The organism is Pseudomonas sp. TE12508, assembly GCF_056279485.1.
Window position 1 is genome coordinate 292,726 of the sequence record NZ_JBWCCN010000008.1, and the last position, 13,533, is coordinate 306,258.

The 13,533-nt window shown below is 60.9% G+C and carries 13 protein-coding genes; 4 read left to right on the forward strand and 9 right to left on the reverse strand.

All coding sequences use genetic code 11. The features are described 5' to 3' along the window. Window positions 1-26: 26 nt before the first annotated feature. The 5 genes from ACZ9IM_RS13810 to ACZ9IM_RS13830 form a co-directional block, all read right to left on the reverse strand. Complete coding sequence (locus tag ACZ9IM_RS13810; RefSeq protein WP_008073242.1) at window positions 27-1,829, reverse strand: B12-binding domain-containing radical SAM protein; 1,803 nt, start codon at window positions 1,827-1,829, stop codon at window positions 27-29. 27 nt (window positions 1,830-1,856) lie between these two features. Further along, entirely contained in the window at window positions 1,857-2,771 is a 915-nt protein-coding gene (gene yddG, locus ACZ9IM_RS13815; protein ID WP_063340282.1) for an aromatic amino acid exporter YddG, read from the reverse strand. Window positions 2,772-2,874: 103 nt separating this feature from the next. Then, window positions 2,875-3,651, reverse strand: coding sequence for a helix-turn-helix domain-containing protein (locus tag ACZ9IM_RS13820; RefSeq protein ID WP_476224232.1), 777 nt, complete (start codon window positions 3,649-3,651; stop codon window positions 2,875-2,877). 170 nt (window positions 3,652-3,821) lie between these two features. Then, window positions 3,822-4,619, reverse strand: a complete 798-nt coding sequence (locus ACZ9IM_RS13825; RefSeq protein WP_476224233.1) for a hypothetical protein — start codon at window positions 4,617-4,619, stop codon at window positions 3,822-3,824. Window positions 4,620-4,821: 202 nt separating this feature from the next. Then, window positions 4,822-5,724, reverse strand: coding sequence for a LysR substrate-binding domain-containing protein (locus ACZ9IM_RS13830; RefSeq protein ID WP_476224234.1), 903 nt, complete (start codon window positions 5,722-5,724; stop codon window positions 4,822-4,824). Window positions 5,725-5,834: 110 nt separating this feature from the next. On the opposite strand from ACZ9IM_RS13830, the gene ACZ9IM_RS13835 reads away from it, so the two are divergent. Beyond that, on the forward strand, window positions 5,835-6,437 hold the full coding sequence (locus ACZ9IM_RS13835) for an NADPH-dependent F420 reductase (protein WP_427627660.1): 603 nt from the start codon (window positions 5,835-5,837) through the stop codon (window positions 6,435-6,437). Window positions 6,438-6,597: 160 nt separating this feature from the next. On the opposite strand, the gene ACZ9IM_RS13840 is transcribed toward ACZ9IM_RS13835, so the two are convergent. The 3 genes from ACZ9IM_RS13840 to ACZ9IM_RS13850 are packed head-to-tail and all read right to left on the reverse strand — an operon-like array spanning window position 6,598 to window position 9,191. Further along, the gene (locus tag ACZ9IM_RS13840; protein ID WP_427627661.1) at window positions 6,598-7,779 is read right to left on the reverse strand and encodes an acetyl-CoA C-acetyltransferase; all 1,182 of its coding nucleotides are present in this window, start codon (window positions 7,777-7,779) and stop codon (window positions 6,598-6,600) included. Between the two features lie 11 nt (window positions 7,780-7,790). Beyond that, window positions 7,791-8,456 (reverse strand): CoA transferase subunit B, encoded by a 666-nt coding sequence (locus ACZ9IM_RS13845; protein ID WP_476224235.1) that lies wholly within the window; start codon window positions 8,454-8,456, stop codon window positions 7,791-7,793. A 36-nt stretch (window positions 8,457-8,492) separates the two neighbouring features. After that, complete coding sequence (locus tag ACZ9IM_RS13850) at window positions 8,493-9,191, reverse strand: CoA transferase subunit A (protein ID WP_007896014.1); 699 nt, start codon at window positions 9,189-9,191, stop codon at window positions 8,493-8,495. 243 nt (window positions 9,192-9,434) lie between these two features. On the opposite strand from ACZ9IM_RS13850, the gene ACZ9IM_RS13855 reads away from it, so the two are divergent. Then, window positions 9,435-10,331, forward strand: a complete 897-nt coding sequence (locus ACZ9IM_RS13855) for a LysR family transcriptional regulator (RefSeq protein ID WP_427627664.1) — start codon at window positions 9,435-9,437, stop codon at window positions 10,329-10,331. A 155-nt stretch (window positions 10,332-10,486) separates the two neighbouring features. Here the strand turns inward: ACZ9IM_RS13855 and ACZ9IM_RS13860 are convergent, their stop codons facing one another. Next, on the reverse strand, window positions 10,487-11,533 hold the full coding sequence (locus ACZ9IM_RS13860; protein WP_032830528.1) for a class I SAM-dependent methyltransferase: 1,047 nt from the start codon (window positions 11,531-11,533) through the stop codon (window positions 10,487-10,489). A 297-nt stretch (window positions 11,534-11,830) separates the two neighbouring features. Here ACZ9IM_RS13860 and ACZ9IM_RS13865 point away from each other — a divergent pair, with 297 nt between their 5' ends. Both ACZ9IM_RS13865 and ACZ9IM_RS13870 read left to right on the forward strand, forming a co-directional pair. After that, on the forward strand, window positions 11,831-12,658 hold the full coding sequence (locus ACZ9IM_RS13865; RefSeq protein WP_476224236.1) for an HvfB family MNIO-type RiPP peptide maturase: 828 nt from the start codon (window positions 11,831-11,833) through the stop codon (window positions 12,656-12,658). Window positions 12,659-12,661: 3 nt separating this feature from the next. Next, the gene (locus tag ACZ9IM_RS13870) at window positions 12,662-13,426 is read left to right on the forward strand and encodes an HvfC family RiPP maturation protein (RefSeq protein ID WP_476224237.1); all 765 of its coding nucleotides are present in this window, start codon (window positions 12,662-12,664) and stop codon (window positions 13,424-13,426) included. Window positions 13,427-13,533 lie beyond the last annotated feature (107 nt).

A 13,533-nucleotide genomic window follows, 5' to 3' on the forward strand; every position in this document is an offset into this window, starting at 1 on the left:
GTTGTGGCGAGGGGGCAAGCGCTCTCTCAAGCATCCACCGGCCACGTCCCACGCCGCACCATCTCCCTGACCCGATCGGCACCGTTGGCGCGCACCAGCAGTTCCATGCGGGCTTTTTCGATGTCTTCGGCGCTCCACTTCTCCGTGGCCATGGTGGCTTTTTCATGAGACCAGCCGTTGTCGTAGTGGCGGACTACGTATTGCTGCTGGTATTCCCACATTTCAGTGCCCGGAATCGGCGTGACGATAAAGGGATTGGCATAAGCCATACCTGCGCCCATCAGGTTGACGGCGTAGTCGATGGTATTACTGATCTGCCCCAGGCTTTCAATGAACGGTTGCTCACCGGCCGAAGCAGGCGGGTTGACGAAACCGAGCATGAACCCACCGGTGACCTGAATCCCGCATTCGGTAAACATCTGAATGATTTCGAAGGTTGCCTGCTGGATGGCGTTGAAGCGTGACTTGTTGGAGTTCACCAGGCTTTCTTCGTTGGCACTCTCCACTGCCAGATAAATGTTGTAGCAGCCGTTCTCGGCGATTGACCGGATGAATGCCTTTGCCGTTAGCCCGCCGCGAATGGCCGCGATGACATTGCGGTAATGGGGGCTTTTGAGTTCCTGTTCGTCGAGTTCGGCCAGAAATTGCTCGCCCTTGTGCAACAGCACCAGATTGAACAAGCTCAGACCACCTTCCTCGACCCAGGGCAGGTTGTGTTTCTTCAATAATTTGCCGACTTCCATGGCGTACAGCGGGTCGTGCATCAGGTGATCGTCTTCGATCAGCACTTCAGTCACGCCCTGTTTGACCAGGTCGGCCAGGTGCAGGTCAAACCAGTCCAGCCCAAGTGCCCGCCAGGGGCCGTTGATCTTGGGGATGTAGCAAAAGTTGCAATTGACGTTGCAGCCGATGGTGGAAAAGATCTGTGCCCAGGCCCCGTTCTTGCGCACCCTGGCCCCGGAGGAGTGATAAGGCTGCAGATAGTTGTTCATATCGAGGAAACTGAAGTCCGGCAGCGGCATCACGCCCAGACGCTCTTCCAGATCCTGCCGGGCCGGGACAATGCTCAAGTAGCTGGATTTGCGTGTCGGGCGAACCAACTGGCCGCTGTAGTTGCGGTAGGCAATACCCGGTACCGCGTCAACATTGCCGGCGTCATGGGTGAGGGCGTCGAGCAACAGGGTGAAGGCACGATCGGCTTCGTTGATCAGCGTGAAATCGAAGGGCGAGTCGAGCAAGACGTTCTGCCAGTCGCCGCTCGAATGCGCGCCACCGGTGACCAGCAGCAAGTCGGGGTCGATGGATTTCACCAGATCGGCCAGCGCCCGTGCGTTGCCCCACTGCACGGTGTAGTTGCACTGGATGCCGACGATGTCCGGCTGGGCGTCTTCGATGATCTTGCGCATCTGCGCGTCGGTGAGGCCATAGCGGATCAAGTGGCCCTGATCGACTGCCACCAGTGTCTGTTCCTGAGACCAGCCGGCGAACGGCGCATCGACAATTTGCACGTCGTAACCGGCACGCCTGGCCACCGTGGCGATGCGCAACAGGCCGATGGGCGTACCCGCGCGCTTCATGACTTCGAACGTGTCGATGCCGATATCGGCAAACGCGCTGCCCAGCGGCACCGGTTCGATCAACCGTGTGTAGGGTGGCACGAATAGCAGCACTCGCGGGGCTTCGCCGTTGGCACGACGGCGAATGCCGCTGCGGCTCGATTTCAGTGAAGGCAGCCCCAGGTGCTGGAGTGCAGGTCGATTGGGGGCCACGCTAAAACGTGGCAGGTCGCGTTCAATCCTTACTGTTCCTTCAGAGGCAATCAGGTCCATCTCCACAGCTCCTTTACAACATTGATGTCAGGCTTTGGGCTGACCTGTTCGCGAGGTTGCGATAACGGCGCCGACGATAATCAGCAGGGCGGGAATAATCAGGAACGGGCTGGCATGGCTTTGCCCGATGGCCACCAACAGCAGGGTCGAGATCAGTGGCGCGAGGTACGACAGTGCGCCGAGCATCGACAGGCTGCCGTGCTTGGTCGCGTGATCCCAGGCAAAAAACGCCAGCCCCACTGGCCCCAGGCCGAGGCCGACGATGGCCGCCCATTGGCCGGAGTCGGGGGTGACCGAGGTCTCAAACGCCAGATGACAGACCAGACCTGCCACCGCGACCAGGCCGCAGATGCCGCCGATGATGCTGCTTGGCACTTCGTTGAAGCGCCGGTTGATGACCGAGTAGGACGACCAGACCAACGCGCAGGCGAACGCGGCCAGGTAGCCGGCCACCGGCATGTCGGCGACTTCCGCCGAAGCACGCTGCTGCATGATGAATGCGGTCCCGGCCAGCCCCAGCAGCGCACCGAGCAGTTGGCGTTTGCGTAGCTGTTCACCGGCGGTGAAGGCCGAGAGCAGCACAATCAGCAGCGGCCACAAGTAGGCGATCAGGCTGGCCTCGGCGGCTGGAGCGGCTTTGAGGGCGAAAAAATACAGCGCGTGGTAGGCGAAGATCCCGAGAAAACCGACCGCCCAGACCGACCAGGGCTGGTTCCAGCTGCGAAACCCTGCCACACCGCGTCGCCCGAGAATGCACAGACTCGCCACAAACGCGACGCCGAAGCTCAGGGTCAGCAACTGAAAGGGGGGAATGCCTTCAGTAAGGGTGGTCAATAACGCCAGGCAGGACCATAGAAACACTGCGATCACACCGACGGCAGTGGCGGATGTCGCGGTCTTGGCGGACCCAAGTGTTTTGGTTGTCTGCGTCGCTTCGCTCATCTGTGCCTCGTCTGATTCTTCATGTCAGTGAGGCGATGATAGAAAGGTCTGGTGGGGAGGGTATTGACGGAAACTGCTGAAGATTTGTTCAGGCCTGCCGGATTCACGCCAAGCGTGAACTTCTGCGGACGGCGGCCGGGGTGAGGTCACGGTGCTTTTTCAGCGCATGGGTGAGGGCACTCTGATCGGCATAGCCGACCCGATGAGCGATTTCGGTGATCGACAGCGCGGTCTCGCAAAGCAGCTCGATGGCTCTGTTCAGGCGCAAGCTCGCAATGTGCGCGAAAGGTGTGGTCTTCAAGTGCTGATCGAACAACACGTAGAGGCGCCGTTCGCTGGTTCCGGCCACCCGCGCGATGTCCGTGGCGGTGAGCGCGCTGTCCAGGTTGCTTTCGATACAGGCCAGGGCCCGGGCGAGCGAGAACTGGCTGTGATCGGGGATGTTTCTGGAGGGCAGCGTCAGAGAGGACAACAGCAACGTGCTCCAGGATTCGGCCACCTGAGGCGAGCTGATCAGCATCGGCGCGCTGCGGGCGGCGTAATCGAGCAAATGGCGGATTTCCGGGCGCACCGGGAAGAAGAGTTTGTCGACCAGCAGTCTGCTCGACAAATCGATATTCTGCTGCCCGCCGAAAGGCGCCGCTGGCACGTCGAGCACCAAAAAGGTATTAGCCTTCTGCGCCAGAAACGCATGACGCGCACCGGCGGGAATCACCACTCCCTGGCTCCAGTCGACTTTGCCGCCCTGGCCGTCAACCTCGATGTCCATGGCGCCGGACTGCGGTAGCACGACTTGATGGAAGTCGTGATCATGCAGCTCGACCTGACCCGAATACGAACGCAGGGCCAGTGAAACCGATGGGCTATCGTTGCTGCTCATTACGCCTCTCCGTTGGCTGAAGTTCGCATCATGCCTGAGCCACCGAACTCTGTGCCACCCTCGCAATCGTTCAAGAAAAACGGCCTCTTCATGGGGAAAGGACGGGACGCATCATGCCGTAATGCCTGCGGTTTTTGCCGGCGTGATGTCTAACCGCTGAAAAGCCAAGGCTATCCATTCATCTTGCGCAGCTTTCGTGTTCCTGGTGCATTGTTTCCAGATCGCAAAAGCAAGCGTTTCGTGATCAACAACATTCCCATCGATACTCCCACGCCCAAAACAAACCCCTGCCACCCAAACTGCGGTAGCGCAAGCGCCAGCACCAGACAAAACGCCGCAAACGAATACATCCCGGTCGCCGTTGCCCTGAGCAACGCCGCGGTAAACGCCGGCCCGCGAGTTTGCTGGGAAAACACCGCCATCACACTGCCCAGCACCGGGAATACCGCGAGCAACCCGCTCCAGCGTTCGCCGACGGTGCTGGCCAGCAACGTCACAGCCAATGTGAGCAGGGCGCCGGCCATCATGCGCAGCAGCAGTTTGTCGGACTTCGGCGTCGGGTCTGAAACGATAGGTTGCACCGAGGGAAACAGGTACGGAGCGGCCAGTAATGCGGTGGCGGCCGCGATTACCGAGAACACCAGAGACGGCGGAATCAGCGACAGCACAATAGCCGCCAAGGCCCAGACCAGCAGCGAAATCGTCAGCGTCCACGGCCAGCTCAAGCGTTGTGCAACCTGAGCGTAGGTCACGCAGAAAGCAATCATCGCGAACATTGCCGACAGCGCTGCCGTCGCCGCCTGAGCAGCGAACAGCTGGCCCTGCTCAATGGCGAGGAAGAACAGAATCGGCCCCACCACCACTGGCAACCCCGACAGCCAACCGGCCACACTTGGGCCCCAGCGTTTTCCAGCCAAGGAAATCATTAACAGAAATCCCGGAATCACCAGCAGTTTGAGCATCAGCACCCACGCGTCTCCATTCGGTGTGAGCCGGCCACGTTAGCATTGCGGGCGATGGATTGCTCAGGACGGTTTCTGAGTCGGGAGGTGTCTTGTCTGCCCGGGCCTCTTCGCGAGCAAGCCCGCTCCCACATTGGAACTGTGCCGATCACAAAATTTGTGATCAACCTCGATCAACTGTGGGAGCGGGCTTGCTCGCGAAGAACGATTACGCGGTCTCCCGCCCAAACACCTCGACCAGATAATCGATAAACACCCGGGTCTTGGCCGGCATCAACGTGCGGCTCGGGTAATACAACGAGATCGGTCCTGCGTCGGCATGCCAATCCGGTAGCAAGCGCACCAGTTCGCCACGCTCAATATTAGCGGCGACATCCGGCAACACCAGCAATGTCACACCGAGGCCGAGCAGGGCCGCTTCGCGCATGGCGGCCGGGTCATTGAGCACGATGTTTTCACTCAGCTCGGCGCTTGCTTCATTGCCCGTGCCATCCTGCATGACCCAATGACGCAGCCGCCCGGTGCGCACGCCGCGCATCACAATCCCGTTGTATCGAGCCAGATCCGCCGGGCTGTCGGGCGATGTGCGTCCGGCCATGTACGCCGGTGAGGCCACTGCCACCACATGCGCCGCCGCCAACGTCCGCGAGATGACCCCAGGCGTCAATTCGAAACCACCACCGATGGCCGCGTCGTAGCCTTCGGCAATCAGGTCCACCTGGCGGTTTTCGAAGTGCCACTCGGGGCGAATCAGCGGGTAACGCGCCAGAAAATCCGGTAACAACGGCAACACATGGCCGATGCCAAAAGTCGGCGCCAGGCTGACTTTGAGTACGCCCGCCGGCTCGCCTTGGTCACTGCTCACCGCACTGATCGCCGCCTGCAACCCGTGCAGATTGCCGCTGATACTCGCCAGAAAACGCTCCCCGGCTTCAGTCAGTGACAACTTGCGGGTCGAGCGCTGGAATAGCCGCACACCGATGTTGCGTTCGAGCATCGCCACGTTGCGGCTGACAGCGGCGGGTGTCAGTGCGAGCAGCCGCGCGGCGGCGGAGAAGCTGCCGGTTTCGGCGCTGCGCACGAAAGATTCGAGGTTGGCGAGGGTTTCCATCTCAGACACCTGATAGTAATGCTTGAAGATAATTCAAGTTATTACCGTCTAATCAAGTCGTAATGGCAAGCGCAGTATTCACTCCATCAACCCACCACGGAGTGAACACCATGAGCACAATCGGAATCATCGGCGCTGGCGCCATCGGCACAGCCTTCGCCAAAGCACTGTCCCGTCAGGGTATCGAAGTCGTCATCGCCAACAGCCGTGGCCCGCAAACCCTGGCCGCACTGGTAGCAGAACTCGGGCCGACAGCGCGGGCCGGCACCCGTGAAGAAGCGGCTGCACAGCCGATTGTTTTGGTGGCGGTGAATTGGTCGAAGTTACCGACGGCACTGGCCGGGCTGCCAGATTTCGGCGGGCGGATTGTGATCGATGCGAACAATTCGATTGAGGCGCCATCGTTCAAAGCGGTGGATTTGCAGGGACGTCCGTCCAGCGAAGTGTTTGCCGAATGGGTGCCCGGTGCGCGGGTCGTCAAAGCGTTCAATCACCTACAGGCGCATCTGCTTGAGAGCGATCCGAAAGCGGAGGGCGGTCGGAGGGTGCTTTTTCTCTCTGGTGACGATGCCGAGGCCAAGGCACAGGTGGCTGCGTTGATCGAGCGGTTGGGGTTCTTTGGAATCGATCTGGGCGAACTGAGTGTCGGGGCGCGGCTGGTGCAGTTTCCGGGCGGACCTTTGCCAGTCTTGAACCTTGTGAAATTTGCCTGAGGGCCAGACAAAAAAAACGATTTGTGGCGAGGGAGCTTGCTCCCGCTTGAGTGCGTAGCACTCACAAAATCTCCGCTTATACGCAGGGTTTTGGGGCCGCTACGCAGCCCAGCGGGAGCAAGCTCCCTCGCCACAGGGTATTGGGTGTAGCTAAAAAGGATTACGCCCGTTCGATCGCCAATGCCACGCCCTGACCACCACCGATGCACAGGGTGGCCAGGCCTTTTTTGGCATCACGCTTGATCATTTCATGCAGCAGGGTCACCAGCACCCGGCAACCTGACGCACCGATCGGGTGGCCCAAGGCAATCGCGCCGCCGTTGACGTTGACCTTGTTCAGGTCCCATTCCAGGTCTTTGGCCACGGCCAGAGATTGCGCGGCGAAGGCTTCGTTGGCTTCGACCAGGTCCAGTTGACCGATGGACCAACCCGCCTTGTCCAGGCAACGGCGAGTGGCCGACACCGGGCCGATGCCCATGATCGCCGGGTCGACGCCCGCGTTGGCATAAGCGGCGATTTTCGCCAGCACTGGCAGCCCGAGGGCCTTGGCTTTTTCCGCACTCATCAGAATCACCGCCGCGGCGCCGTCGTTCAGCGAAGAAGCGTTACCGGCCGTCACCGAGCCGTCCTTCTTGAAGGCCGCTTTCAGTTTGCCCAGGGAGTCGGCGGTGGTGCCGGCCCGAGGCTGTTCATCGGTGGCGAAGGACAGCGGGTCGCCCTTGCGCTGGGGGATCAGGATCGGCGTGATCTCATCGGCAAACCGCCCGGCCTCGATGGCGGCCACGGCTTTCTGCTGCGAGGCGGCAGCGAAGGCGTCCTGTTGCTCGCGGGTCAGGTTGTACTTCTCGGCCAGATTCTCGGCGGTGATGCCCATGTGGTAATCGTTGAACGCATCCCACAAACCGTCGCTGATCATCGTGTCGACGATCTGGCTGTGACCCATACGCAAACCGGTGCGGGCGCCCGGCATGACGTAATTGGCCAGGCTCATGTTTTCCTGGCCACCGGCGATGATCACATCGGCATCGCCGCAGCGAATCGCCTGAGCCGCCAGATGCAGCGCTTTCAGGCCCGAGCCGCAGACTTTGTTCAGGGTCATGGCCGGCACGGCGAAGGGCAGGCCGGCCTTGATCGCGGCCTGACGCGCAGGGTTCTGGCCGGCGCCGGCGGTCAATACCTGGCCCATGATCACTTCATCGACTTGCGCCGGGTCCAGACTGGTTTGCGCCAGCAACTGGCGGATTACCGCAGCACCGAGATCAACCGCGGACACATTCGCCAGCGAACCCTGGAAGCTGCCGATGGCAGTGCGAGTGGCGGCAACAATCACGACTTCTTGCATGGAAAAATTCCTCACTGGGCAGCGAACTGCATTTCCGGGACGTGGTCAGGCACGATCAGTTTACCAGCGGTCTTGGCGACGATTTCCTCGACGCTGACGCCCGGCGCGCGCTCTTTGAGAATGAATACACCGTCCTTGATTTCCAGATAGGCCAGGTCGGTCAGCACGCGTTTGATGCAACCGGCGCCGGTCAGCGGCAGGCTGCAACGCGACAGCAGTTTCGACTCGCCGTCCTTGGAGGCGTGGGTCATGGTGACAATGATGTTGTCCGCACCGGCCACCAGGTCCATCGCGCCGCCCATGCCCTTGACCAGTTTGCCGGGGATCATCCAGGAGGCGATGTTGCCTTCGACGTCGACTTCGAACGCGCCCAGCACGGTCAGGTCGATGTGGCCGCCGCGGATCATCGCGAAGGATTCGGCGGACGAGAAAATCGATGCGCCGATGCGCGCGGTCACGGTTTGCTTGCCGGCGTTGATCATGTCGGCGTCGACTTCGGCATCGGTCGGAAAGGCGCCCATGCCGAGCAGGCCGTTTTCCGATTGCAGCATGACTTCCATGCCTTCAGGGATGTAGTTGGCGACCAGGGTCGGGATGCCGATACCGAGGTTCACGTAGTAGCCGTCCTGCATTTCGCGGGCGACGCGTTGAGCCATTTGTTCGCGGGAAAGTGCCATTGTTGTTATTCCTTCATTCGGTCCGGGGGCAGGGGATCACTTACGCACGGTGCGCTGTTCGATGCGCTTCTCGAACGTGCCGCAAATGACCCGGTCGACGTAGATGCCAGGGGTGTGGATCTGCGACGGGTCCAGCTCGCCGGGTTCGACGATTTCTTCGACTTCGACCACGGTGATCTTGCCGGCGGTGGCGGCCAGCGGGTTGAAGTTCTGGGCGGTGTGGCGATAGACCACGTTACCGAAATGGTCGGCTTTCCAGCCTTTGACGATGGCGAAGTCACCGGTGATGGATTCTTCCATCAGGTACTGGCGGCCCTTGAATTCGCGGACTTCCTTGCCGTCGGCCACCGGAGTGCCGACGCCAGTGGCGGTGAAGAACGCCGGGATGCCGGCACCGCCTGCGCGCATTTTCTCGGCGAGGGTGCCTTGAGGGGTCAGGACAACTTCGATTTCGCCGCTCAGCAGTTGCTTCTCGAACAGCGCGTTTTCACCGACGTAGGAGGCCACCACCTTGCGGATCTGCCGGTCTACCAGCAGCACGCCGAGGCCGAAACCGTCGACGCCGCAGTTGTTGGAGACCACGGTGAGATCACGCGTGCCGCGGTGCTGGATCTCGGCGATGAGGTTTTCCGGAATCCCGCACAGGCCGAAGCCGCCGGAGATCACGGTCATGCCGTCTTCAAGACCTGCCATCGCTTCCTCGTAGGAATACACGCGCTTGTCGAACCCTGCCATATGCACCTCTTTTATTCTTTGTGGGCGGCTGGCTAGCCGGATGGGGAGGGAGTGTCTCGCTGGATGATTTATTTGTTAAGTTGATTTTTAGGGTTGATTGATAGATAAAACTCACTAATAGGCAGGAGCTGCCGCAGGCTGCGATCTTTTGATTTTCGGCGCCCTTGAAGGTGCTGAAGATCAAAAGATCGCCGCCTTCGGCAGCTCCTGCATTGGATGTGCTTACCGTTGGAGACCGTGGCCATGACCGTTAAACAGATTCGCGCATTCCTGGCCGTGGCCCAGAGTTTGAGTTTTGCCGTGGCGTGCGAGCGGCTGCACCTGTCCCAGTCGGCGTTGAGCCTGACCATCAAGGCGCTGGAGGAGGGTTTGGGCGGGCGCCTGTTCACGCGCAATACCCGCAACGTCGCACTGACCGCCGAAGGCGAATCGCTGCTGCCACTGGCCCGTCGATTGATCGCGGACTGGGACAACGCCGAGGATGAACTACGTCAACGCTTCACCCTCCAGCGCGGTCGCGTGACCCTGGCGGCGATGCCGTCGTTTGCTGGCAACCTGTTGCCGCCGATCCTCAAGACCTTTCGCGCGCGTTATCCCAAGGTCAATGTCACGGTGAATGACGTGATCAACGAGCAGGTGCTGGAAATGGTTCGCGACCGTCAGGTGGAATTGGGCGTGGCGTTTGAACCGACCCAGAGCTCGTCGCTGGAATTTACCCCGTTGTACATCGACCGGTTTGTGGCGGTGGTGCCCCTCGATTCACCGCTGGCGGAGCTGGCGGACATCGATTGGCAGACGTTGCTCAAGGAGCCGTTCATTACCTTGCAGCGACCATCGACGGTACGGGTGATGCTCGAAGAGCACTTGCAGGCACGGGGCATGAAGTTGCCGGTGGAATTTGAAAGCCATCAGTTGGCAACGGTCGGGCGGATGGTGGCCAGCGGATTGGGCGTCAGTGCGGTGCCGGCCTTGTGCGCCGGGCAGATGCGCGAGCTGGGCGCCCGTTGCATAACCCTGCGTGACCCGGTGGTGGAACGGGCGATCGGGGTGCTGACGACAGGGCATGAACTGTCGGCGGCGGCGCAGGCGTTGTTCGATATTCTCAAGGCTGAAAACCTTGGCGAGCGCCTCTCCGCGTGATGATCACCGTCCCCTGTGGGAGCGAGCCTGCTCGCGAAGGGGACGGCACATTCAACATGGATACTGCCTGCACACCGCCATCGCGAGCAGGCTCGCTCCCACAGGAATTGGGTTCCGCCAGTTGCTGACGGATCACCCGGGCAGGTGGCCTGCCCTTATTTACGCGCCTCCAGAATCAGGTTGAACGGCGTTTCGGTGGCCCGCCGGAACTGCGTGAACCCCGCTTCGGTGAAGACCTTGCGCAACCGTGCCTCACCCGCTTGGGCACCGAGCCCGAGGCCGACTTCCTGGGACAGTGAGTTGGGTGTGCAGATAAAGGTCGAGGCGGCGTAGAACAGTCGTCCCACCGGAGTGGTGTTGGCATCGAGCGTGTCGTTGGCGAAAGGCTCTACCAGCAGCACCGAGCCGTCGGGTTTGAGCGATTCATAGGCATGCTTTGCGGCGCCGACCGGGTCACCCATATCGTGCAGGCAGTCGAAGTAGCAGACCAGGTCATAGTCGTCGCCCGGATAGCTTTTGGCGGTGCCCTGGAAGAACCGCGCCCGGCCGGACACGCCACCTTCTTCGGCGCGCTGGGTGGCGACGGTGACCGAAGGCGCGTGGTAATCGAAGCCGACGAACCGTGAATTCGGAAACGCCTGGGCCATGATCACGGTCGAGGCGCCGTGGCCGCAGCCGATGTCCGCTACCTTGGCGCCGGCCTCCAGTTTGGCGACCACTCCATCAAGGGCCGGCAGCCATTCGCTGACCAAGTGCGCCTTGTACCCTGGGCGGAAAAACCGTTCGGTGCCGCTGAACATGCACGGATGGTGGTCGCCCCAAGGCAGGGCGCCGTTACCGCGCATGGCATTGACCAGTTTGTCCTTGTCATGGAAAAACGATGCAACCACGCCGATACCGCCGGCCACATAGACCGGTGAATCTTCGATCGCCAGCGCCAGGGCTTGCTCTTCGGGCAGGCGGAACTGGCCGTCGCGGTGTTCCATGTAACCGGAGGCGGCGTGGGCGCTGAGCCATTCACGCAGCAGGCGGGTGTTGCAGCCGGTCTTTTCGGCGAGTGCTTCGGGGGTGACTGGCTGACTGTCGGCCATGGCCCGGTACAGGCCGAGCTCTTCGCCGAGGATGACGTTGGCGAGCATCGCCGCGCCACCCATGTCGTTCACCAGTTTGCCCATGAAATCGTTGAGTCTGGCCTCGTCCATCATGTGTGCTCCTTCAGCAGGATCAGGGTCCAGAGGCATTGTTTGTCGAGGCATGCACCTTTGGGCGGTGATCGTGGGAATGAACAGGACGATAACGGCGTCCTGGCCCCCCGCGGGGGTAATCGATAAGTCTAGTTCGTGTATCCCACTGTATCTGACTGCCTGTCCGATACAGTGGCCTGAGAAGAACGGCGTTGGTGAACACACATCCGACACACCGCGGCGCTTGACTGGGCCTGCCGGCCAGCACTGACTTTTCAGACGCTGGAGACCGGATCCCAGGATGAGATCGACACCATGCAGACCCCCCTCACATCAGCGAAGACGAGCGTCGGGCTAGGCTTGCGCCGCGGTTTGATGACAGACCTTCAAGCGGCCCCGGTGGGCGCTTTCGACTTTCTGGAAGTCGCGCCGGAAAACTGGATCGGCATCGGTGGCGCTCATGGCGCGGCGTTTCGCGCCTTGGCCGAGCGCTATCCGTTGTCCTGTCACGGCTTGTCCTTGTCGTTGGGCGGGCCGGCACCGCTGGACGTCGGGTTTCTGCAGCAAGTGCGGGTTTTCCTCGATCACTACAAAGTGCCGCTGTACAGCGAGCACCTGAGCTACTGCAGCGATGACGGGCATCTTTACGATCTGCTGCCGTTGCCGTTTACCGAAGAAGCGGTGCGCCACGTCGCCGCCCGAATCCGTCAGTCACAGGACATTCTCGGTCGGCGCCTGGCGGTGGAAAACGTCTCCTACTACGCCGCGCCACAACAGGACATGGACGAACTGACCTTCACCAATGCGGTGTTGCTTGAAGCCGATTGCGACCTGCTGCTGGACGTCAACAATGTCTACGTCAACTCGATCAATCACGGCTTCGATCCGCAGGCGTTTCTGGCCGGCATCGACGCGGGGAGGGTGGTCGCCATGCATGTGGCGGGGCACTTTGATGAGTCCGACACGCTGAAGATCGACACCCATGGCGCCTCGGTCAAACCGGTGGTCTGGTCGCTGCTGGCCGAGGCGTATGCGCGGTTCGGTGTGCAACCGACGCTGCTGGAACGGGATTTCAACTTTCCGGCGTTCTCTGAATTGGTGAGCGAATTACAGACCATTCGCCGCCTGCAAGGTGAGGGGTGAACCGTGGATAAGCCGACGCTGTATCAGCAGCAAGACACATTGACTCATTACCTGCGCGACCCCGATCACTGTGCGCCGCCCGCCGGGATGGACGTGGCACGGGCACAGGTTTATCGCGACCTGGTGTTCTCGAATCTATCGTCGTTGCTCAGCGGGACTTTTCTGGTGCTGGTGAAGATATTGGGTGACGGTGAGTGGCGTTCTCTGGTGCGGATCTTCCTGCGAGACTACCGCGCTCACACGCCAAAATTCGGCGAGATCGCCCAGGAGTTTGTCGAGTTTCTGGCCTCTGAGCCGCTGGCGCTGAGCGACGGACCGTGGCCGCCATTCATGGTCGAGCTGGCGCATTACGAGTGGGTCGAGATGGCGCTGCAACAATCCGACGCCGAGCCATTGCCGGCCAGCGATGCCGGGTTGCTGCTGGATCGACCGTTGCAGGTTTCGCCGCTGGCCTGGCCATTGGCGTATGCCTGGCCGGTGCAGTTGGTGGGGCCGGATTACCGGCCGGACTCGCCGCCGGCTCAGCCGACGTTGCTGTTGGTTCGTCGGGATGAGGACTGGAATGTGCGCTTCTCCGAACTGAGCCCGTTGGCATGGCGGTTGTTGCAGAGGATCGGGGAATTTACTCAGCTCGATGGCCGGGCGCAGCTGGAAGGGTTGGCGGTGGAGGCGGGGATGGTTGGATCGCCGGAATTCATAGACAGTGGGTTGGCGTTGTTGCAGCAGATGCACGGGGAAGGGGTTCTGGGAACGATCAAACACCACTGATCCAATGTGGGAGCGAGCAAGCCCGCTTGTATGCTGGGACTTGAAGGGAGGAGGAGGGACAAAGCCCGATTCTGACTGTTGACGCAGTACAGATCCGTGGGAGATTT

Excerpts from the sequence above, each read along its gene's own strand:
- ACZ9IM_RS13810 (WP_008073242.1), bottom strand. The coding sequence starts at position 1,829 with ATGGACCTGATTGCCTCTGAAGGAACAGTAAGGATTGAACGCGACCTG.
- yddG (WP_063340282.1), bottom strand. The coding sequence starts at position 2,771 with ATGAGCGAAGCGACGCAGACAACCAAAACACTTGGGTCCGCCAAGACC.
- ACZ9IM_RS13820 (WP_476224232.1), bottom strand. The coding sequence starts at position 3,651 with ATGAGCAGCAACGATAGCCCATCGGTTTCACTGGCCCTGCGTTCGTAT.
- ACZ9IM_RS13830 (WP_476224234.1), bottom strand. The coding sequence starts at position 5,724 with ATGGAAACCCTCGCCAACCTCGAATCTTTCGTGCGCAGCGCCGAAACC.
- ACZ9IM_RS13835 (WP_427627660.1), top strand. The coding sequence starts at position 5,835 with ATGAGCACAATCGGAATCATCGGCGCTGGCGCCATCGGCACAGCCTTC.
- ACZ9IM_RS13840 (WP_427627661.1), bottom strand. The coding sequence starts at position 7,779 with ATGCAAGAAGTCGTGATTGTTGCCGCCACTCGCACTGCCATCGGCAGC.
- ACZ9IM_RS13845 (WP_476224235.1), bottom strand. The coding sequence starts at position 8,456 with ATGGCACTTTCCCGCGAACAAATGGCTCAACGCGTCGCCCGCGAAATG.
- ACZ9IM_RS13850 (WP_007896014.1), bottom strand. The coding sequence starts at position 9,191 with ATGGCAGGGTTCGACAAGCGCGTGTATTCCTACGAGGAAGCGATGGCA.
- ACZ9IM_RS13855 (WP_427627664.1), top strand. The coding sequence starts at position 9,435 with ATGACCGTTAAACAGATTCGCGCATTCCTGGCCGTGGCCCAGAGTTTG.
- ACZ9IM_RS13860 (WP_032830528.1), bottom strand. The coding sequence starts at position 11,533 with ATGGACGAGGCCAGACTCAACGATTTCATGGGCAAACTGGTGAACGAC.
- ACZ9IM_RS13865 (WP_476224236.1), top strand. The coding sequence starts at position 11,831 with ATGCAGACCCCCCTCACATCAGCGAAGACGAGCGTCGGGCTAGGCTTG.